Annotated in this window: 13 protein-coding genes; 4 read left to right on the plus strand and 9 right to left on the minus strand. The window is 65.8% G+C overall.

The features are described 5' to 3' along the window. Positions 1-160 precede the first annotated feature (160 nt). The 4 genes from fdxA (at position 161) to B0A89_RS01890 (ending at position 5,230) form a co-directional block, all read left to right on the plus strand. Entirely contained in the window at positions 161-499 is a 339-nt protein-coding gene (gene fdxA / locus B0A89_RS01875; protein ID WP_085376687.1) for a ferredoxin FdxA, read from the plus strand. 278 nt (positions 500-777) lie between these two features. Next, positions 778-1,287, plus strand: coding sequence for a CarD family transcriptional regulator (locus tag B0A89_RS01880; RefSeq protein WP_085378693.1), 510 nt, complete (start codon positions 778-780; stop codon positions 1,285-1,287). A gap of 812 nt (positions 1,288-2,099) precedes the next feature. Continuing rightward, positions 2,100-3,254 (plus strand): efflux RND transporter periplasmic adaptor subunit, encoded by a 1,155-nt coding sequence (locus B0A89_RS01885; protein ID WP_085376688.1) that lies wholly within the window; start codon positions 2,100-2,102, stop codon positions 3,252-3,254. An 8-nt stretch (positions 3,255-3,262) separates the two neighbouring features. After that, entirely contained in the window at positions 3,263-5,230 is a 1,968-nt protein-coding gene (locus B0A89_RS01890) for a MacB family efflux pump subunit (RefSeq protein ID WP_085376689.1), read from the plus strand. 852 nt (positions 5,231-6,082) lie between these two features. Here B0A89_RS01890 and tuf read toward each other — a convergent pair. From tuf to rpoB, 9 genes are all read right to left on the minus strand, one after another. Next, on the minus strand, positions 6,083-7,258 hold the full coding sequence (gene tuf / locus B0A89_RS01895; RefSeq protein WP_085376690.1) for an elongation factor Tu: 1,176 nt from the start codon (positions 7,256-7,258) through the stop codon (positions 6,083-6,085). 58 nt (positions 7,259-7,316) lie between these two features. After that, positions 7,317-9,440 (minus strand): elongation factor G, encoded by a 2,124-nt coding sequence (gene fusA / locus B0A89_RS01900; protein ID WP_085376691.1) that lies wholly within the window; start codon positions 9,438-9,440, stop codon positions 7,317-7,319. 9 nt (positions 9,441-9,449) lie between these two features. Beyond that, positions 9,450-9,920 carry a 30S ribosomal protein S7 gene (rpsG, locus tag B0A89_RS01905; protein ID WP_085376692.1) on the minus strand — a complete coding sequence of 157 codons (471 nt, stop codon included), beginning with the start codon at positions 9,918-9,920 and terminating at the stop codon, positions 9,450-9,452. Positions 9,921-9,931: 11 nt separating this feature from the next. Then, complete coding sequence (gene rpsL, locus B0A89_RS01910; protein ID WP_085376693.1) at positions 9,932-10,303, minus strand: 30S ribosomal protein S12; 372 nt, start codon at positions 10,301-10,303, stop codon at positions 9,932-9,934. Between the two features lie 256 nt (positions 10,304-10,559). Next, a complete protein-coding gene (locus tag B0A89_RS01915; protein ID WP_240558597.1) occupies positions 10,560-11,411 on the minus strand; it encodes a glycosyltransferase in 852 nt (283 codons plus the stop codon). Between the two features lie 85 nt (positions 11,412-11,496). After that, a complete protein-coding gene (locus tag B0A89_RS01920) occupies positions 11,497-11,889 on the minus strand; it encodes an Imm1 family immunity protein (RefSeq protein ID WP_085376695.1) in 393 nt (130 codons plus the stop codon). A gap of 6 nt (positions 11,890-11,895) precedes the next feature. Continuing rightward, positions 11,896-12,807, minus strand: a complete 912-nt coding sequence (locus tag B0A89_RS01925) for a deaminase (protein ID WP_205949766.1) — start codon at positions 12,805-12,807, stop codon at positions 11,896-11,898. A gap of 147 nt (positions 12,808-12,954) precedes the next feature. Further along, positions 12,955-17,196, minus strand: a complete 4,242-nt coding sequence (rpoC, locus tag B0A89_RS01930) for a DNA-directed RNA polymerase subunit beta' (RefSeq protein ID WP_085376697.1) — start codon at positions 17,194-17,196, stop codon at positions 12,955-12,957. Between the two features lie 90 nt (positions 17,197-17,286). Further along, a complete protein-coding gene (gene rpoB / locus B0A89_RS01935) occupies positions 17,287-21,441 on the minus strand; it encodes a DNA-directed RNA polymerase subunit beta (protein WP_085376698.1) in 4,155 nt (1,384 codons plus the stop codon). Between the last annotated feature and the right edge of the window lie 220 nt (positions 21,442-21,661).

Raw genomic sequence — 21,661 nt, forward strand, 5'->3', positions numbered from 1 at the left:
GGATTTTTGCAGGGCTGCCGCCGCAGGGCGGGGCGGCGCAGCAAGGCGGCAGGTGCGGGGCGGCTGCCGTCTTGATGCTGCGGCACGAAGGGGCGGCGCAACTTGAACCGGGCAGCCCGAAGGGCTAGGTGAAACAGGCTTTCGCCCGAGGAATGTCCCAATGACCTATGTCGTGACCGACAACTGCATCATGTGCAAATATACAGATTGCGTAGAGGTCTGCCCGGTGGATTGCTTCTACGAGGGCGAGAACACGCTGGTCATTCATCCCGACGAATGCATCGATTGCGGCGTATGCGAGCCTGAATGCCCGGCTGATGCGATCCGCCCCGATACCGAGCCGGCGATGGAATCCTGGGTCGCGTTCAATCGCAAATATGCCGATCAATGGCCGGTCATCACCCGCAAGAAGGAGCCATTGCCCGGCTATCAGGCGATGGACGGCCTGCCCGGCAAGCTGGAAAAATATTTCTCGCCCAATCCCGGCGAAGGCGACTGATCGGGCGCAGTGCGACTGATTGCCCGGTGCGGGGCCCCCGCGCCGGGGCCGTCGGGTGACAGCCTACAGGCGCAAGTTGAATCCCCTTTGTCATCAAGGGTGATTCGTGATACAAGATTTTCATATTGCCGTGTCGCCCGCCTGATGGCCCTGCCCCTTGGGGCAATGGTCGCCGGTTTCGGGACCGGCCACCACAGATCATCGTGGAGCCCTTGACAGGACGGTATCCTGCCCTTGGGTTCCTGTGCCCCGCACGGCACCGCCTGGAAGGAAGAATGATGTCCAAGACCAAGAAGAACGAGTTTCGCCCTGACGATTTCGTGGTCTATCCGGCCCACGGGGTCGGCCGCATCGTCTCGATCGAGGAACAGCAGGTCGCCGGCCTGACGCTCGAGATGTTCGTGATCTCGTTCGAGAAGGACAAGATGACCCTGCGCGTTCCGACCGCACGCGCCGCGGAAATCGGGATGCGTTCGCTTGCCTCGCCCGACCTGGTGGACAAGGCGATGGAAACGCTCAAGGGCAAGGCGCGCGTCAAGCGCGCGATGTGGTCGCGCCGGGCGCAGGAATACGAACAGAAGATCAACTCGGGCGATCTGCTGTCGATTGCCGAGGTGGTGCGCGATCTGCACCGCAGCGACGATCAGCGCGAGCAGTCCTATTCCGAACGGCAGCTCTATGAGGCCGCGCTCGACCGCCTGACGCGCGAGGTTGCCGCCGTCAGCGGCATCGACGCGGGCGGCGCGCAGAAGAAGGTCGAGGCGGTGCTGACCGCCCGCGCCGCCTGACCGCGGATCGGCCAAATGCCAAGGACCGCCCCTTCGGCGGTCCTTTTTCATTCCACGCAAGGGCGCGGCAAGCTGCGCGGCGGGTGTGTCGCAGCGCCCTCGCAGGAAACAGGGATCAGGCCGCGCTTGCTGCGCCTGTTCCGGGGCTGGCTGCCCTGCCCTCTCCGCTCCGCCGTCCGCCCCCTGCTGCTCTGCGGGGCTTTGTCCTGCCGCCGCCTCGTCGCTTTGCCTCGGCCGACAGGGGCGGGGGGCAGCGGCCATGCGGATGGGGCGCCAGCGCGATGACTTGCGGCAGCAGCCGGCGACGCATGGCATTCGCCGCGGCGATCCGCCGATCCGGCCAGCCGATGACGCCTGCAACGCTTTCGCAAGGCGGCTGCCTTGGCCGGCAGCGGCACGCCCGCCTTGGCAAGGCCAAAGGCCATGACGCCGCCCACACGCACCGCATGCGGGCACAACCGCTGGGCAAAAGCCGGCTTACGGGCCATCCGTCTCAGGCCTATCAGACGGCCCTGCCCGCCAAGGCGCCCTCTGCAAAGCCGCAGGCGGACAGGGCAGCCGGGCGCCCTGCCCGTTCCCGCTGGCCGGGGGCGGCGCCCGGCGGCGCCTCGAACAGGCCGCGCGCGGCCGGCCCTAGCCCCCGCCGAGGGACGAGGAACAGCATGCGGCAAACCGGCATCTGGCCCTGGTGAACCGCAATACGCTAAGAATCATCGGCGATGGCGGGCTGCTCTCAAGCCCGCTGGACCCATTGCGCCTGTCATCGGGGCGCCGCCTGCGCGGCACCTCTTTTTCCTCAGCCTGGATTCCCGATGAAACGGATTGCCATCGTTGCCATTCTCATCGCGCTTGCCGGGGCGCTGTGGTGGTGGACCTCGCGCAGCGAAGCCGTCGCCCCGCCGGTTCTGGCGCAGGCAAGGATCGGCACCGTGACGCAGACGGTCCTCGCATCGGGGATGCTCGAGGCGCGCGAACTGGTCAGCGTGGGCGCGCGGGCCTCGGGACAGATCCAGACGCTTGCCGTCAAGCTGGGCGATAACGTCAAGGCGGGCGATCTGATCGCACAGATCGAAAGCCAGAACCAGCAGAACACCGTCCTTCAGGCCGAGGCCGCTCTGGCCCAGATCAACGCGCAGATTTCCGCCAAGGAAGCCGCCCTTGTCCGTGACGAGCTGATCCTGGACCGCCAGCAGGCATTGGGAAAAAGCAATATCTCGGCCCGCGGCACGGTCGAAAGCGCGCAGGCCGACGTGGCCGTCGGCAAGGCAGATATCGAGGCGCTGAAGGCACAGAAAGCCAGCGCCGAGGTCAGCATGGCCAACGCCCGGACCGAACTTGAGCGCACCCGCATCACCGCGCCCATGGATGGCACCGTCGTGGCGGTGGTCGTCAAGCAGGGCCAGACGGTGAATGCGGCGCAGTCGGCCCCCACCATCGTCAAGATCGCCGACCTGTCCACCATGCTCGTCAAGGTCGAGATTTCCGAGGCCGACGTGATGGCCGTCCATCCCGGCCAGACGGCCAGCTTCACCACGCTGGGTGCCCCCGATGAGGTGTTCGAGGCAAGGGTCGCGGAAATCGAACCCGCCCCCACCGAAATCGCCGACAGCGACACCATCTCGTCCGACAAGGCCGTCTATTACAACGGCCTGCTGCAGGTCGCCAACCCTGGAGGGCGACTGCGCATCGGGATGAATGCCGAGGTTTCGATCCAGCTGGCGCAGGCAAGCAATGTCGTGACCGTCCCGGCCGCCGCCGTTCGGACGGATGCCGAGGGCAGCTATGTCGAAACCTGGGACGCGGCCACGCAGGCCCGCACCCGCCAGCCCGTCACCGTCGGGCTGAACGACAAGGTGACGGCCGAGATCACCGCAGGCCTTGCCGAAGGCGATAGTGTGATCGTCGGCGCCGCCGTGGCGGCCGCCGCCCCCGCGCAGGGCCGCCGCGGCCGGCCCGCGATGTTCTGATCCCGCCGATGGCCGCCCCTTCCCCCCATCCGCTCATCGCAGCGCGCAACATCACGCGCAGCTTTGCCGCGGGCGATCAGGTCACGACCGTCCTGCACGGCGTCGATCTTGACATCCATGCGGGCGAATTCGTGGCCATCATCGGCGCCTCGGGCTCGGGCAAATCGACGCTGATGAACATCCTGGGCTGCCTCGATCGGCCGAGTTCGGGGCTCTACCGCTTTGACGGACAGGATGTGAGCCGCCTTGGGCCCGACCGGCTGGCCGAACTGCGGCGCGAGCATTTCGGCTTCATCTTCCAGCGCTATCAGCTGCTGGGCGATCTGGATGCCATCGGCAATGTCGAGGTGCCCGCGATCTATGCAGGCGAAGCGGCAGGCCCGCGCCGCACCCGAGCGCGCCAGCTGCTTGACAGGCTGGGCCTGGGCAGCCGGGTTGATCACCGCCCGTCCGAGCTGTCCGGCGGCCAGCAGCAGCGCGTCTCGGTCGCGCGCGCCCTGATGAACGGGGGCGAGGTGATCCTCGCGGACGAGCCAACCGGCGCGCTGGACACCGCCAGCAGCGCCGAGCTGATCGCCCTGCTGGAGCAGCTGAACGCCCAAGGGCACACGATCATCATGGTGACCCATGACCCCAAGGTCGCTGCCCATGCCCATCGCGTGATCGAGATCAGCGACGGCCGGATCGTCGCAGACCGCAGGAACGACCGCATGGCGACGGGTGCCGGGGCCGGGATCGCCCTTGCGCTGCCCGATGCGCGGCGGGCCGCGACCGGCAGTGCCCTGACCCGCCTGGGCGAGGCGTTGCAGATGGCGATGATTGCCCTGAATGCGCACCGGATGCGCAGCTTCCTGACCATGCTTGGGATCATCATCGGCATCGCCTCTGTCGTTCTGGTGGTGGCGCTGGGGGCCGGCACGCAGGAAAAGGTGCTGCAGAACATCTCGTCGCTGGGCACCAACACGATCACCATCCGCGCCGGGCAGGGCTTTGGCGCGCGCGATGCGAACCGGATCAAGACCCTGGTCCCCTCGGACGCCCGCGCCCTGGCGCAACAGGATTACGCCAAGGGCGTTTCCCCGGCCGTGTCGGCCAGCGCCACGGGCCAGGCTGGCGGGAATGAGGCGAGCGTGCAGATCAGCGGCGTGACCAACGACTATTTCGCCCTGCGCTCCTATGTCACCGTGACCGGCAGCCAGTTCGATGCCGCCGACCTGTCCGAACGCAACCAGGTCGCGGTGATCGACGAGGACACGCGCAACAGCTTTTTCGGCGCCGGTGCCGATCCGCTGGGGCAGACGCTGCTGCTGGGCCATGTGCCGGTGCGCATCATCGGCGTGGTGCGCTCCTCGGGCGCCAGCTTCGGGCCGAGCGCGCTGAATGTCTGGCTGCCCTATACCACGGTGATGACGCGCGTCTCGGGCCAGCGGAACCTCGACAGCATCACCGTGCAGGTCGAGGACGGCCATGACATGACCGAGGCGCAGAACCGCATCAACGCGCTGCTGCTGGAGCGTCACGGCACGCAGGATTTCTTCTTGCAAAACAGCGACACGATCCGTTCCACCATCACCTCGACGGCGCGGACGCTGACGCTGCTGGTCGCGGCGATCGCGGTGATTTCGCTGGTGGTGGGCGGGATCGGGGTGATGAACATCATGCTGGTGTCGGTGACCGAGCGCACCCGTGAAATCGGCGTTCGCATCGCCATCGGCGCCCGGCGATCGGACATCGTGGCCCAGTTCCTGATCGAGGCGGTGCTGGTCTGCCTTGTAGGGGGCATCCTTGGCGTGGCACTGGCGCTGAGCGGCGGGGCGCTGATCGGCTGGCTGTCCGAGAGCATCAGGCTCAGTTTCTCGATGCTGTCGATTGCGGTGGCATTCCTGTCCTCGACGCTGATCGGCGTCGCCTTCGGCTATCTGCCGGCCCGCTCGGCCGCCGAACTCGATCCGGTGGTGGCCCTGGCGCGCGAATGAGCGTCGGGGGAACAGCGGGCATCCCGGTTGCAGGCGGCACCGGGCCTGGCGGGGGCGCCGCCGATCCAGGCGACACGAGACGTTTGCGCCTCGAGCGGCTTCGGCAGGCGCTGCCGAGCCCGGCAAGGCGGCGGCAATGGGCTTGTGGCGGGCAGCGGGCGTCAGCTGCCATCCTGCCCTTTTTGATCCGCGGCGCGCAGCCGTCAGGCGGGGCGGTGCCGGCACCGACATGGCTGCGGGCCATCGGTCAGAAATCTTCGGCCGCTGCGGGCGGCGGCGGGTGCAGCGGTTATCACCGCGAACAGTCTGGGCGTTATAATAAACACCAGCATGCGGCGGTTGCGCGCGGCGCCACGGTCTCTGCCCAGCGGTTGTGGCACATGGTCGGGCATGCGTGCCCGAAGGCCGGTCCAGTCTCAGTCAACAGGGCGACGGGCAAGGATGGGGAAGCGCGCGACCGCATGCCGCCCGCGGCCCGCCGGCCTGATACAAGGCCGATGCCCAGGACACAAAGCCATTTTGTGGCATCGGAGAAAACAGCAGCCATGAGCGTCATGGGAAACGAAACACCCGTCGCCATGAAGAAGGGAACCCGAGCCAACAGCATGCAGGCCGCAGCAACGGCAGCGCGACGCCGCCGCGGGCCCCGGATGAGCTAAAGGCACCGGGAGGCCACAACATCATCCTTTGTCAGGACGATCTCGAATGATCGGCTCATCGCCCCAGCCCGCCCCGCGCGGCGCCGGGGCCGGGCATTGGCCAAGGCGCCGTCAAGCTGAGCCCAAGAAAAAGGCCCCGCTCTCGCGGGGCCACTGATCTTCGTGAACCGGGCGGGGCCTTTCGGCCCCTGCCTCACTTCAGGATCTTGGACACAACCCCTGCGCCGACGGTGCGGCCGCCTTCGCGGATGGCGAAGCGCAGCTTTTCTTCCATCGCGATCGGGGCGATCAGCTCGACCTCGAACTTCAGGTTGTCGCCCGGCATCACCATCTCGGTGCCCTCGGGCAGCTTCACCGTCCCGGTCACGTCCGTCGTGCGGAAGTAGAACTGCGGGCGATAGTTCGCGAAGAACGGCGTGTGGCGGCCGCCCTCTTCCTTGGTCAGGATGTAGGCCTCGGCCTCGAAGGTCGTGTGCGGCTTGACCGAGCCGGGCTTGCACAGCACCTGCCCGCGCTCCACCCCCTCACGGTCGATGCCGCGCAGCAGCGCGCCGATGTTGTCGCCCGCCTCGCCCCGATCCAGCAGCTTGCGGAACATCTCGACGCCCGTGCAGGTCGTCTTGCGGGTGTCGCGGATGCCGACGATTTCCAGTTCGTCGCCCACGTTCACCGCGCCCCGCTCGACCCGGCCCGTCACCACGGTGCCGCGGCCCGAGATCGAGAACACGTCCTCGATCGGCATCAGGAAGGGCTGGTCCACGGCGCGCTCGGGCGTCGGGATGTATTCGTCGACGGCCTTGATCAGCGCGCGGATCGAGTCCTCGCCGATCTCCTTGTCGCGGCCTTCCATCGCCGCCAGGGCCGAGCCCTTGACGATCGGGATGTCGTCACCGGGATAGTCGTAGGAGGACAGAAGCTCGCGCACCTCCATCTCGACCAGTTCCAGCAGCTCCTCGTCATCCACCTGGTCGACCTTGTTGAGGTAGACGACCATGTAGGGGATGCCGACCTGACGGCCGAGCAGGATATGCTCGCGCGTCTGCGGCATCGGGCCGTCGGCGGCGTTCACGACCAGGATCGCGCCGTCCATCTGCGCGGCGCCGGTGATCATGTTCTTCACATAGTCGGCATGGCCGGGGCAATCGACATGCGCATAGTGGCGCGCGTCCGATTCGTATTCCACATGCGCGGTCGAGATCGTGATCCCGCGCGCACGCTCTTCGGGCGCGCCGTCGATCTGATCATAGGCCTTGAACTCGCCAAAATACTTGGTGATCGCAGCCGTCAGAGTCGTCTTGCCGTGGTCGACGTGACCGATCGTCCCGATGTTGACGTGCGGTTTCGTCCGTTCGAATTTTGCCTTTGCCATCGCAAAGCTCCTTCCAAATGTCAGGTGAAGGCCGGGCGGGTTTCCCCGCCCCGGCGCATCAGGCGTATTTCTTCTGGATCTCGTCCGAGATGTTCTGCGGCACGGCCTCGTAGTGGTCGAACTGCATCGTGAACACCGCGCGGCCCGAAGACATCGAACGCAGGTTGTTGATATAGCCGAACATGTTGGCCAGCGGCACCATCGCGTCGATGACGTTGGCGTTGCCCCGGCTGTCCTGCCCGCGGACCATGCCGCGACGGGAGGTCAGATCGCCGATGATCGAACCGGTATATTCCTCGGGCGTGACCACCTCGACCTTCATGATCGGCTCGAGCAGCTTGGCGCCGGCCTTCTTCAGCCCGTCGCGCATCGCGGCGCGGGCCGCGATCTCGAAGGCAAGAACCGAGGAGTCAACGTCATGGAAGGCGCCGTCGATCAGCGCGACCTTGAAGTCGATCACCGGGAAGCCTGCCAGCGGGCCAGAGTCCATGACGGACTTGATGCCCTTCTCGACGCCCGGAATATATTCCTTGGGCACCGAGCCGCCGACGATCTTGGATTCGAACGAGTAGCCCTCGCCCGGCTCGGTCGGATCGATCTGCAGCTTGACGCGGGCGAACTGGCCCGTGCCGCCGGTCTGCTTCTTGTGGGTATAGTCGATCTCGGCCGGCTGGCTGATCGTCTCGCGATAGGCCACCTGCGGGGCGCCGATATTCGCCTCGACCTTGAACTCGCGCCGCATGCGGTCGACGAGGATGTCGAGATGAAGTTCGCCCATGCCCTTCATGATCGTCTGGCCCGACTCGATATCGGTTTCCACACGGAAGGACGGGTCCTCGGCGGCCAGGCGCTGAAGGGCGAGGCCCATCTTTTCCTGGTCAGCCTTCGACTTCGGCTCGACGGCGATCTCGATCACCGGCTCGGGGAAGGTCATGGTTTCCAGAACCACCGGCTTGGACGGATCGCACAGCGTGTCGCCCGTGGTGGTTTCCTTCAGGCCCGCCAGCGCGATGATGTCGCCCGCAAAGGCCTCGTCGATCTCTTCGCGGTTGATGGCATGCATGACCATCATCCGGCCGACGCGCTCGCGCTTGCCCTTGGTCGAGTTCATCATCTGGTCGCCCTTCTTGAGCGAGCCGGAATAGATGCGCGTGAAGGTCAGCGAGCCGACGAAGGAGTCGTTCATGATCTTGAACGCCAGCGCCGAGAAGGGCGCCGCGTCATCAGCCTCGCGGGGGATGTTGCGCTCTTCGGTCTCGTCATCGGGCGAGAAGCCCATCAGGGTCGGCACGTCGGTCGGCGCGGGCAGATAGTCGATAACCGCGTTCAGCAGCGGCTGCACGCCCTTGTTCTTGAAGGACGAACCGGCCAGCACCGGGAAGAACGACATGGAGAGCGTGCCCTTGCGCAGCAGCGCGCGCAGGGTGTCCTCGTCAGGCTCGTTGCCTTCGAGATAGGCCTCCATCGCGGCATCGTCCATGTCGACGGCCAGCTCGATCATCTTGGCGCGCCATTCGTCGGCCAGATCCTTCAGCTCGTCACGGATCGGCTGACGGGTCCAGGAGGCGCCCAGATCCTCGCCCTTCCAGGTCCACTCTTCCATCGTGACCAGGTCGATGATCCCTTCCAGCTTGTCCTCGGCGCCGATCGGCAGAACGATCGGGCACGGGGTGCCGCCAGTGCGGGATTTGATCATCTCGACGCACTTGAAATAGTCGGCGCCGATCTTGTCCATCTTGTTGACGAACACGATCCGCGGAACCTTGTAGCGGTCGGCCTGGCGCCAGACGGTCTCGGTCTGCGGCTCGACGCCGGCATTGGCGTCCAGCAGGCAGATCGCGCCGTCCAGAACGGCCAGGGAGCGTTCGACCTCGATGGTGAAATCGACGTGGCCGGGGGTGTCGATGATGTTGAAGCGGTGACGCTTCTGGACATCCTCGTCATACTGGTTGTCGATGTGACGCTGCCAGAAGGTCGTGGTCGCGGCCGAGGTGATGGTGATGCCGCGCTCGGCCTCCTGCTCCATCCAGTCCATCGTCGCGGCGCCGTCATGGACCTCGCCGATCTTGTGCGACTTGCCGGTATAGAACAGGATGCGTTCGGTCGTCGTGGTCTTGCCCGCGTCGATGTGGGCCATGATCCCGAAGTTGCGATAGCGCTGCAGCGGGTATTCGCGTGCCATGGGCTTTCCTTACCAGCGATAGTGGCTGAACGCCTTGTTGGCGTCGGCCATCTTGTGGGTATCTTCGCGCTTCTTCACCGCGGTGCCGCGATTGTTGACCGCATCGGCCAGCTCGCCGGCCAGACGCTCTTCCATGGTGTTCTCGTTGCGCTTCTTGGCGGCGTCGATCAGCCAGCGGATGGCCAGCGCCTCGCGGCGGATCGGACGAACCTCGACCGGCACCTGATAGGTGGCGCCGCCGACCCGGCGGGAACGCACCTCGACGGACGGCTTCACGTTGTCCATCGCTTCGTGGAAGACCTCGATCGGCTCGCGCTTGAGGCGGCCCTGAACACGGTCGAGCGCGTTGTAGACGATGGTTTCGGCAATGGATTTCTTGCCGTCAACCATCAGGTTGTTCATGAACTTGGTCAGCACGCGATCGCCATATTTGGCGTCGGGCAGGACTTCGCGCTTTTCAGCGGCGTGACGACGGGACATTTCTCAGAACCTCACTTCGGACGCTTGGCGCCGTATTTCGAACGACGCTGACGACGATCTTTGACGCCCTGCGTATCCAGGACACCGCGCAGGATGTGATAGCGCACACCCGGAAGGTCTTTCACCCGGCCGCCGCGGATCAGCACCACGCTGTGTTCCTGAAGGTTGTGCTTTTCACCCGGAATATAGCTGATGACCTCGAAGCCATTGGTCAGGCGCACCTTGGCGACCTTCCGCATGGCCGAGTTCGGCTTTTTCGGGGTGGTGGTATAGACGCGCGTGCAGACGCCGCGCTTCTGTGGGTTTCCTTGCAGGTGCTGCGACTTGGATCGCTGCACCTTGGGCTGCCGCGGATGGCGGATCAGCTGTTGGATCGTCGGCATTCGGTTCCCCGTCCTGCTTTTGCGATACTCGCGCCCGGGCCTTGGCGCGCCACTTCTCGGCAGCGCCTCGCGCCCATCGCGAAACGCCAAACCCATCCGCCCCCTGGCCGGGGTTGGACGGGTGTATTTCCAGAGGATCGGGGCAAGGTCGGCCCGGATCGTGACCATCAGAGATGTTCTGGTCCCCGCGCGCTTTCGCGCCGGGTGAAGGGCGTATAGGCGCATGCAGGGGCGCTGTCAACGCGGCCCAAGCCCTTCAGCGCCCCCAGCGCGGCCGGTCCGCACCGGGCAGCGCGGCGGCCCGGGCGGCCGCCTCAAGCGCCGCAAGGTCGATGTGAAACCGCCGGCGCAGCAGCGCCGCCGGATCGCGGGGCGGATCGGCCCAGGGGTAATTGGGCCCCAGCCCGCCGGAATCGTTGTCGTGATGAACCACGCGCACGAACATCGCCCGGTCGTGCAGGGCAAGCCCGTTCATGTGGTGCCCCATGCGCCAATGTTCGAAATCAATGGCCGAGGCGCCGTCATCAGGCCGAACCCAGGTGACCAGCGCCACGCCTGTCGAATAGACGTGCCGCGCCAGCACCTCCAGCCCCGTTTCGGTGGCCTTCAGGATGATGCCCTTCATGTAGTCGCACGAGGCGCGGCCGTCGCGGTTGAACAGGGGCCGCACCACGCGCCTGTCGCGGCGGGCCGTTGCGATGAAATCGACCGCCACGGCATCGTCGTCGTCATGCTTGAAATAGCCGATCGCATCGGCCGAACGATCCAGATGCGGCTCCAGCGCGCGGCTGCAGGCGGCGCGGTGGTGATCCATGGGCGGCACCAGTTCGACCCTGATCTGCGGAACGGCAACGGCCAGATCATGCAGGCGCGACAGCCAAGGCTGAGGCAGGTCGGGGCCGGTCATGACAACCAGGGTGAAATCGGGATCGGTCTGGGCGCGCCATGCCGGGACGGCCACGTTCTCGAACCAGAACCAGCGGCGGGCAAGCCGCGCCGGATCGTAAAGAAACGCGCGCCTTTCAGCGAGCGAAGGATGCTCGACCTGAAAGCCCCGCCCGCCCAGATATGAAAACCGGCACAGGCCCAGCAGCTGCACCCGCCTCACCCGGCGCCCTCCTGCCGGGGGCGCGGGATGGTGCGCAATGCGCTGCGCGGGCAGGCGCAGTCCATACGCCCGCCCAGGGCGGAGATCAGTCCTCGGCCCACTCGACCGCCGTGGAACGGTCCTGTCCAGCCACATAGCTGGCGACGACCTCGCCCACGCGCGCCCGGCTAAGGATGCGGCGGGCGGGCACGACAACGCTCTGGCCGGCCGAGATCACCTCGACCTCGCGCCCGTCGCTGTCACCCGGCTCCTCGGCCGAGACACCCTCGCCCGTCTCGTCGTTCCACAGGCTTGCCAGATAGGCCCCCGGTCCGCCCGACACCAGCAGCACCGCACCTTCGCCGCGCTCAAAGCTGGCCGATGTCACCATCCGCCCGTCCAGCGCGTCCACAGCCGCTTGCGCGTCGCTTTCGCTGCCGATCTCGCGGGCGTCGGTTTCGACGGTTGTCCCGTCGAAGGTTTCGATGAATGCCTGCATGTCGCCTTACCGTGTCGGTTTGAAGATCTGGGTGCCCGAAGGGGTATGCACGATCAGCTCGTCAACGCCAAGGTTGCGTGCCAGCGACCGCATCCCTCCATTGGGGCCGCAGGATCGGCACAGGTCGCGGTCGACCCACATCTCGGCCTGGCCGCCCCGCTTGCGAGCCGTGCCGTTCAGGGCCTGCTGCACGGCATCCGCCTCGGCATGGGTGCGGGTCTGCGCATTGACGCGGTCAAGGGTGATGGTGGTGCGCGGTTGCTGCACGCTGCTGTTCACACCGACATAATCCTGCCCCCGCAGGCGGATCATGGCAACGGTCGAGGCATCGCCCTGGGCACCGGCAGGCGGCAGCCCGCGCGCCGCGCGCTGCGCGGCCAGCGCCGCGGTTCCGTGCCTGGGCCCCAGAAGATGGCCGGGGGCCTTGTCAAAGCGCGCCACCGCGTCCTTGAGCCGGTCGAGGTTGTTGCGGGCGGATGCGGGCAGCTGGTCGATCATGCCCTGCGGGATCTTGTCCAGCGCCTTGGCGATCGTGCCGACCGCCTGTTCCAGCGAGTCCTTGAGCAGCGGGTTGCCGGCAACCTTGTCAACGATCTTGCCCAGGGTGTCGGCATATTTGCCCAGCTTGCCCAGCTTGACCAGGTCACCCGCGGGCAGGATCGACACCACGGACAGGGCCGCCCCGCCCAGATCGCCGCGCCCCAGTGAAATCAGGGCATTGGCGCCGTCGGATACGAATGTGGGATCAAAGAGGCCGGTGATATCCAGCCCGATCTGCGTCAGGTCCAGCGCCAGATCCGCGCCGATGCCGGGGGCCTGGTTGCGGTTGGACGCGCTTTCTTGCCGATTGCCGCCTAGCGTGGGCCGGGGCGCTTCCGGCCGTGGGGCTGCGCCCTTTGGATTGATGGGTTTCACCATGATCATGCCCTGCTTGGAATTCTTCGGCCGGGCATTCTGGTCTGGCAATGTAACAGTTCCACCTCAACCCCGGCGGACGATGCGAAAACCCCCCGCGCTCGCGCGCGGGGGGATGTCAGGATCAGGCCAGTATTCAGGCCGGGCGGATCATTCCTCGGGCGAGGTGATCACATCGTCGATGTTCATCGCCAGCACCTCGGGCGCCGACTGGACCGGAGGCGGAGAGAGCGCGGCAGCCGCCTCGGCCTCGGCCCGGCGCATCTCGATCACCTCGGCGTCGCGATCCTCGGCGATGCGGTTGATGCGCGCGGTGGCCCCGCCCGTGCCCGCCGGGATCAGGCGCCCGACGATCACGTTCTCCTTCAGGCCCACCAGCTTGTCGCGCTTGCCTTGAACCGCCGCCTCGGTCAGCACGCGGGTCGTTTCCTGGAACGATGCGGCCGAGATGAACGAGCGGGTCTGCAGGCTGGCCTTGGTGATGCCCAGCAGCACGGGTTCCCCCGTCGCCGGGCGACCGCCGCGTGCCTCGACCTTGGTGTTTTCCTCGACGAACTCCTCGCGGTCCACGTGCTCGCCCTTGAGCAGGGTCGTGTCGCCGGAATCGAGGATCTCGATCTTCTGCAGCATCTGCCGGACGATCACCTCGATGTGCTTGTCGTTGATCTTCACGCCCTGCAGGCGATAGACGTCCTGCACCTCGTCGATCAGGTAATCGGCCAGCGCCTCGATCCCCATGATCCGCAGGATATCGTGCGGCGCGGGGTTGCCGTCCATGATGTAGTCACCCTTCTGCACGAAGTCGCCTTCCTGCACCGGGATGTGCTTGCCCTTGGGCACCATGTATTCGACCGGCTCAAGACCTTCGGCGGCGGGCTGAACAATGATCCGCCGCTTGTTCTTGTAGTCCTTGCCGAACTTCACCGTGCCGTCCATCTCGGCGATGATCGCGTGGTCCTTGGGACGGCGCGCCTCGAACAGTTCCGCCACGCGGGGCAGACCGCCGGTGATGTCCTTGGTCCGGGCACCCTCGCGCGGGATACGCGCCAGCACGTCGCCGGCCTTGACCTCCTGCCCGTCCTCGACCGACAGGATGGCATCGACCGACATCGGATAGCTGAGCGGGTTGCCCGCCTCGTTGCGCACCGGCTCGCCATCCGCGCCCATCAGGATGATCTCGGGCTTGAGATCATTGCCCTTGGGGGCCGAGCGCCAGTCCGTCACGATCTTCTGGGTCATGCCGGTGGCCTCGTCGGTATCCTCGCGGACCGACAGGCCCGAAACGAGATCGACGAAGCGCGCGGTCCCGCCCTGCTCGGCGATGATCGGCAGGGTATAGGGATCCCATTCGAACAGCTTCTGCCCACGGGTGACCTTGTCACCGCCCCGCACCAGCAGTTTCGAGCCGTAGAACAGCTTGTGGCTGGCCAGCGCGGTCCCCTGCTCGTTCATCACGTGCAGCTGCATCGACCGGCTCATGACGATCAGCTCGCCATTGGCGTTCTCCAGCACGGCCTCGTTCTCGAACCGGACGGTGCCTTCCTGGTTTGCGGCGATGAAGGACTGCTGCCCGCCCTGGGCGATGCCGCCGATGTGGAAGGTCCGCATCGTCAGCTGCGTGCCCGGCTCGCCGATCGACTGGGCGGCGATGATGCCCACCGCCTCGCCGATATTGACCAGCGTGCCGCGGGCAAGATCGCGCCCATAGCACAGCGCGCAGACGCCGTCCTCGGCCTCGCAGGTCAGGGCCGAGCGGATGCGGACGGTCTGCACGCCCGCCGCCTCGATGGCGTCGGCGCGGCGTTCGTCGATCAGCTCGTTGCGGCGCAGGATCACCTCGCCCGAACCGGGAACGAGGATGTCCTCGGCCGCGACGCGGCCCAGCACGCGTTCGGCAAGAGGAGAGATCACCTCGCCGTCATTGACCGCGGCCGAGGCCGTGATCGCCCGTTCGGTGCCGCAGTCATGCTCGCGGATGATGCAGTCCTGCGCCACGTCCACCAGACGCCGCGTCAGATAGCCCGAGTTCGCCGTCTTGAGCGCGGTGTCGGACAGACCCTTGCGCGCCCCGTGGGTCGAGTTGAAGTATTCGAGAACCGTCAGCCCTTCCTTGAAGTTCGAGATGATCGGGGTCTCGATGATCTCGCCCGAGGGCTTGGCCATCAGCCCGCGCATCCCGCCCAGCTGCTTCATCTGGCTGGTCGAGCCGCGCGCGCCCGAATGGGCCATCATGTAGACGCTGTTCGGTTCGACCTCGGCGCCCGACTCATCCTTGCGGGGGGCGGCGATGGCGGCCATCATCGCCTCGGTCACGCGGTCGTTGCACTTGGACCAGGCGTCCACGACCTTGTTGTATTTCTCGCCCTGGGTGATCAGGCCGTCGAGATACTGCTGCTCGAACTCCTTCACCTGATCCTGGACTTCCTCGACGATGGTCCACTTGTTGTCGGGAACCACCATGTCGTCCTTGCCGAACGAGATGCCGGCGCGGAACGCCTCGCGGAAGCCCATCGACATGATCTGGTCGCAGAAGATCACCGATTCCTTCTGCCCGCAGTAGCGGTAGACGGTGTCGATGACGTTCTGCACGTCCTTCTTGCGCAGAAGACGGTTGACCAGATCGAACGGAGCCTTGGCGTTGCGCGGCAGCAGCGCGCCCAGCCGCAGGCGGCCCGGCGTCGTCTCGTAGCGCCGCAGCACCTCGTTCCCGTCCTCGTCGATCTGCGGGATGCGCGCGGTGATCCTGGCATGCAGATGCACCTCGCCGGCGGCAAGGGCGTGCTCGACCTCCTCGACATTGGCAAAGGCCATGCCTTCGCCCTTCATGCCCTCGCGCTGCATGGTGGTGTAGTAGAGGCCCAGCACCATGTCCTGCGACGGCACGATGATCGGCGCGCCGTTGGCGGGCGACAGCACGTTGTTCGTGGACATCATCAGCACGCGCGCTTCAAGCTGGGCTTCCAGCGAAAGGGGCACGTGCACGGCCATCTGGTCGCCGTCGAAGTCGGCGTTGAAGGCCGAGCAGACCAGCGGGTGCAACTGGATCGCCTTGCCCTCGATCAGGATCGGCTCGAAGGCCTGGATGCCCAGGCGGTGCAGCGTCGGCGCGCGGTTCAGCAGCACCGGATGTTCGCGGATCACCTCGTCCAGGATGTCCCAGACCTCGGGGCGTTCCTTCTCGACCAGCTTCTTGGCCTGCTTGACGGTCGAGGAATAGCCCTTCGCCTCGAGCCGCGAATAGATGAACGGCTTGAACAGTTCGAGCGCCATCTTCTTGGGCAGGCCGCACTGATGCAGCTTCAGTTCCGGCCCGGTCACGATGACCGAGCGGCCCGAGAAGTCCACCCGCTTGCCCAGCAGGTTCTGGCGGAACCGGCCCTGCTTGCCCTTGAGCATGTCGGACAGCGATTTCAGCGGGCGCTTGTTGTTGCCCGTGATGACGCGGCCGCGGCGGCCGTTGTCGAACAGCGCGTCCACCGATTCCTGCAGCATCCGCTTTTCGTTGCGCACGATGATGTCGGGCGCACGCAGCTCGATCAGCCGCTTGAGGCGGTTGTTGCGGTTGATGACCCGGCGATAAAGATCGTTCAGGTCCGAGGTCGCGAACCGGCCCCCGTCCAGCGGGACCAGCGGGCGCAGTTCCGGCGGGATGACCGGGATGACGGTCATCACCATCCATTCGGGACGGTTGCCCGATTCCAGGAAGCTTTCGACGATCTTCAGCCGCTTGATGATCTTTTTTGGCTTCAGCTCGCCCGTGGCCTCTTTCAGGTCTTCGCGCAGCTGATCGGCCGTCGCCTGCAGGTCGATGGCGGCCAGCATTTCGCGGATCGCCTCGGCACCGATATTGGCGGTGAAGGCATCCACCCCGAACTGGTCCTGCGCGTCCATGTATTCTTCCTCGGTCAGCAGCTGACCGTAGGACAGGTCCGTCAGACCTGGTTCGATGACGACGTAGTTTTCAAAATACAGGATGCGTTCCAGATCGCGCAGCGTCATGTCCAGCATCAGGCCGATGCGGCTGGGCAGCGATTTCAGGAACCAGATATGGGCGACCGGCGAGGCCAGCTCGATATGGCCCATGCGCTCGCGGCGCACCTTCTGCAGCGTCACCTCGACACCGCATTTCTCGCAGACAAGGCCGCGATACTTCATGCGCTTGTACTTGCCGCACAGGCACTCGTAGTCCTTGATCGGCCCGAAGATGCGCGCGCAGAACAGCCCGTCGCGTTCGGGCTTGAAGGTGCGGTAGTTGATCGTTTCGGGCTTCTTCACCTCGCCGAAGGACCAGGCGAGGATCTCCTCGGGCGAGGCGAGCGAGATCTTGATCTCGTCAAACTGCCGCGCCGGGGTGATCGGGTTGAAGGGATTGGTGCTAAGTTCCTGGTTCATCTCGGATTCCTATCGGGGACGCAGACGGGGACGGATGGCGCGTGACGGCCGCGCACCCTGCAATGCGCAGGGTGCGGGCCGCACGCGGCCTTATTCGCCGTCCTCGGCGTCCAGCAGTTCCATGTTGAGGCCCAGACCCCGGACCTCCTTGACCAGCACGTTGAACGATTCCGGCACACCGGCCTCGAAGTTGTCCTCGCCCTTCACGATGCTCTCATACACCTTGGTCCGGCCGGCAACGTCGTCCGACTTGACCGTCAGCATCTCCTGCAAGGTGTAGGCGGCGCCATAGGCTTCCAGCGCCCAGACCTCCATCTCGCCCAGACGCTGGCCGCCGAACTGCGCCTTGCCGCCCAGCGGCTGCTGGGTCACCAGGCTGTAGGGGCCGGTCGAGCGCGCATGCATCTTGTCATCGACCAGGTGATGCAGCTTGAGGAAATATTTCACCCCCACCGTGACGGGGCGCGAGAACTGCTCGCCCGTGCGGCCGTCGAACACGATGGACTGCCCCGACTTGTCGAAGCCGGCGCGGGTCAGCGCGTCGTTCACATCCGCCTCCTTGGCGCCGTCGAAGACCGGCGTGGCGATCGGCACGCCCGTGCGGACCGCCTCGGCGCTTTCGATCAGATCATCGTCGCCCATGTCGCCGAACTCGGCCTCATAGGTGTCATCGCCATAACCGATCCGCAGCGCCTCCTTGACGGGGGTCAGATCGCCCTTGCGCCGGAAATCCTCCAGCGCCTCGTCGATCTTCAGCCCCAGGCCGCGCGCGGCCCAGCCCATGTGGGTTTCCAGGATCTGCCCGACATTCATGCGCGAGGGCACGCCCAGCGGGTTCAGCACCAGATCGACGGGGGTGCCGTCGGCGAGGAAGGGCATGTCCTCCATCGGGACGACCTTGGACACGACGCCCTTGTTGCCATGGCGGCCGGCCATCTTGTCGCCTGCCTGCAGCTTGCGCTTCACCGCGACGAAGACCTTGACCATCTTCATCACGCCGGGGGGCAGGTCGTCGCCCTGGCGGACCTTTTCGACCTTGTCCTCGAAGCGGGCCTCAAGGGCCTTCTTCTGGATGTTGAACTGCTCCTGCAGCGCCTCGACCTCACGGGCCGTGCCCTCGTCGGCAACGGCAAGCTGGAACCACTGGCCGCGCGACAACTGGCCCAGCAGATCCTCGTCGATCACGCTGTTCGGCCGCACGCCCTTGGGCCCCTTCACCGCGGTCTGGCCCGAGATCAGCGTCTTGAGGCGCGCGTAGATGTTGCGCTCGAGGATCGCCATCTCGTCGTCACGGTCGCGGGCGAGCCGTTCGACTTCCTCGCGCTCGATCTGCAGGGCGCGTTCGTCCTTGTCGACGCCGTGGCGGTTGAACACCCGCACCTCGACGATCGTGCCGTAGGCCCCCGGCGGCAGGCGCAGCGAGGTGTCCCGCACGTCCGACGCCTTTTCGCCGAAGATGGCGCGCAGCAGCTTTTCCTCGGGGGTCATCGGGCTTTCGCCCTTGGGGGTGATCTTGCCCACAAGGATGTCACCCGGCCCGACCTCGGCGCCGATATAGACGATCCCCGCCTCGTCGAGATTGCGCAGCGCCTCCTCGCCGACATTCGGGATATCGCGGGTGATTTCTTCCGGCCCCAGCTTGGTATCGCGGGCCGCCACTTCGTATTCGTCGATGTGGATCGAGGTGAACACGTCGTCGCGGTGGATCCGCTCCGAGATCAGGATCGAGTCCTCATAGTTGTAGCCGTTCCACGGCATGAACGCGACGACCACGTTCCGACCGATGGCCAGCTCGCCCTGATCGGTCGAGGGGCCGTCCGCGATCACCTGCCCGGTCTGGACCCGGTCGCCCACCTTGACCAGCGGACGCTGGTTGATGGTCGAGGACTGGTTCGAGCGCTTGAACTTGCGCAGGCGATAGATGTCCACGCCCGCATCGCCGGCGCCCAGATCCTCGGTCGCCCGGACGACGATCCGGCTGGCGTCCACCTGGTCGATCACCCCGCCCCGGCGGGCCATGATGGCGGCGCCTGAATCGCGGGCGACGGTGGCTTCCATGCCGGTGCCGACGAAAGGCGCCTCGGCCCGCAGCAGCGGGACCGCCTGGCGCTGCATGTTCGAACCCATCAGCGCGCGGTTGGCGTCGTCGTTTTCCAGGAAGGGGATCAGCGCGGCGGCAACCGAGACAAGCTGCTTGGGCGAGACGTCGATCAGATCGACGGCATCGACCGGGTTCAGCATGAAATCGCCCGCCTGGCGGGTGCTGACCAGCTCATCGGTAAAGCGGCCTTCCTCGTCCAGCGTGGCGTTCGCCTGGGCGACGGTGTGGCGCATCTCCTCGGTCGCGGACATGTAGACCACGTCATCGGTGACCTTGCCGTCCACCACCTTGCGATAGGGCGTCTCGATGAAGCCGTATTTGTTCACCCGGGCATAGGTCGCCAGGCTGTTGATCAGGCCGATGTTCTGGCCTTCGGGCGTCTCGATCGGGCACATCCGGCCGTAATGGGTCGGGTGAACGTCGCGCACCTCGAAGCCCGCGCGCTCGCGCGTCAGACCGCCCGGCCCCAGCGCCGACAGGCGGCGCTTGTGCGTCACCTCGGACAGCGGGTTGGTCTGGTCCATGAACTGCGACAGCTGGCTCGAGCCGAAGAATTCGCGCACGGCGGCTGCGGCAGGCTTGGCGTTGATCAGGTCCTGCGGCATGACGGTGTCGATCTCGACGCCGCTCATCCGCTCTCGGATCGCCCGCTCCATGCGCAGCAGGCCGATGCGGTACTGGTTCTCCATCAGCTCGCCGACCGACCGCACCCGGCGGTTGCCGAGATGGTCGATGTCGTCGATCTCGCCCTTGCCGTCGCGCAGCTCGACCAGCCCGCGGACGCAGGCCACGATATCCTCGTGCCGCAGGGTGCGCTGCGTGTCGGGCGCGTCCAGGTCAAGGCGCATGTTCATCTTGACCCGGCCCACGGCGGACAGGTCGTAACGCTCGGAATCAAAGAACAGGCTGTTGAACAGCGCGCTCGCCGCCTCGACGGTCGGCGGCTCGCCCGGGCGCATCACCCGGTAGATGTCCATCAGCGCGCCGTCGCGGCCCATGTTCTTGTCGGCCGCCATGGTGTTGCGGATATAGGGGCCGACATTCACATGGTCGATGTCCAGCACCGGCACCTCGGTGATGCCGTTGTCCAGCAGCACCTTGAGCAGGCCGCCGGTCAGTTCGGTCCCGTCCTTGCTGTACTCGGCGGTGATCTCATCGCCCGCCTCGGCATAGATCAGGCCGGTTTCCTCGTTGATGATGTCGCGCGCGATGAAGCGGCCCATGATCCGCTCGAAGGGCACCAGAAGATTGGTGACCTCGCCGGTTTCGACCAGCTTCTTGACCAGGCGCGGCGTCACCTTGTCGCCGGCCTTGGTGATGACCTCGCCGGTTTCGGCGTTGACCAGGTCATAGGCCGGGCGGGTGCCGCGCATCCGTTCGGGGAAGAACCGCGTGACCCAGGCGCCCGGCTCGCCCCTGCTGGCGGCCTTGAGGCTGTAGGTCACGGTTTCGTAGAACGCCGACATGATGGCGTCCTGATCCATGCCGAGCGCATAGAGCAGCGTCGTGACGGGCAGCTTGCGGCGGCGGTCGATGCGCGCGAACACCAAGTCCTTGGCGTCGAATTCGAAATCCAGCCACGAGCCGCGATAGGGGATGATCCGGCAGGCGAACAGCAGCTTGCCCGAGCTGTGCGTCTTGCCGCGGTCATGGTCGAAGAACACGCCGGGGCTGCGATGCATCTGGCTGACGACGACCCGCTCGGTCCCGTTCACGATGAACGTGCCGTTCTGCGTCATCAGGGGCATGTCGCCCATGTAGACATCCTGTTCCTTGATGTCCTTGACGGCGCGGGTGCCCGAGTTCTCGTCGACATCGAACACGATCAGGCGCAGCGTCACCTTCAGCGGCGCGGCATAGGTCATGTCGCGCTGCTGGCATTCGTCAACGTCGTATTTGGGCCGCTCAAGCTCGTATTTCACGAATTCAAGCGTGGCCGTCTCATTGAAATCCTTGATCGGGAAAACCGACTGGAAAACGCCCTGGATGCCTTCGCCATCATTATGTCCCGCACCTTCCCCGGAATTGAGGAACAGGTCGTAGGATGCCTTCTGAACCTCGATGAGGTTCGGCATCTCAAGCACTTCGCGGATGTTGCCGTAATAGCGCCGGATGCGCTTCTGACCGACGTAAGCTTGCGCCATGGGGTCCAAATGCCTTTCGTCATCGCGCGCCGGGGATCGTCGGGGCCCGATCCGGGCGTGCTTGCGAACATCAGGGGCGCGGTTCCATTCGTGCCGGGCGTCCCACCGCCCTGCTCCCGAACCGCAAACTCGCCCTGAAGGAAACTCGGCTGGCTCGCACCGGGCCTGCCATGCAGGCCTCATACCTAATGCGGACCAAGCGTCCTTCAAGATGGGTTCG

The organism is Paracoccus contaminans (genome assembly GCF_002105555.1).
Lineage (GTDB): Bacteria > Pseudomonadota > Alphaproteobacteria > Rhodobacterales > Rhodobacteraceae > Paracoccus > Paracoccus contaminans.

Coding starts and splice junctions, on each gene's coding strand:
- fdxA (WP_085376687.1), top strand. CDS start 161: ATGACCTATGTCGTGACCGACAACTGCATCATGTGCAAATATACAGAT.
- B0A89_RS01880 (WP_085378693.1), top strand. CDS start 778: ATGTCCAAGACCAAGAAGAACGAGTTTCGCCCTGACGATTTCGTGGTC.
- B0A89_RS01885 (WP_085376688.1), top strand. CDS start 2,100: ATGAAACGGATTGCCATCGTTGCCATTCTCATCGCGCTTGCCGGGGCG.
- B0A89_RS01890 (WP_085376689.1), top strand. CDS start 3,263: ATGGCCGCCCCTTCCCCCCATCCGCTCATCGCAGCGCGCAACATCACG.
- tuf (WP_085376690.1), bottom strand. CDS start 7,258: ATGGCAAAGGCAAAATTCGAACGGACGAAACCGCACGTCAACATCGGG.
- fusA (WP_085376691.1), bottom strand. CDS start 9,440: ATGGCACGCGAATACCCGCTGCAGCGCTATCGCAACTTCGGGATCATG.
- rpsG (WP_085376692.1), bottom strand. CDS start 9,920: ATGTCCCGTCGTCACGCCGCTGAAAAGCGCGAAGTCCTGCCCGACGCC.
- rpsL (WP_085376693.1), bottom strand. CDS start 10,303: ATGCCGACGATCCAACAGCTGATCCGCCATCCGCGGCAGCCCAAGGTG.
- B0A89_RS01920 (WP_085376695.1), bottom strand. CDS start 11,889: ATGCAGGCATTCATCGAAACCTTCGACGGGACAACCGTCGAAACCGAC.
- B0A89_RS01925 (WP_205949766.1), bottom strand. CDS start 12,807: ATGGTGAAACCCATCAATCCAAAGGGCGCAGCCCCACGGCCGGAAGCG.
- rpoC (WP_085376697.1), bottom strand. CDS start 17,196: ATGAACCAGGAACTTAGCACCAATCCCTTCAACCCGATCACCCCGGCG.
- rpoB (WP_085376698.1), bottom strand. CDS start 21,441: ATGGCGCAAGCTTACGTCGGTCAGAAGCGCATCCGGCGCTATTACGGC.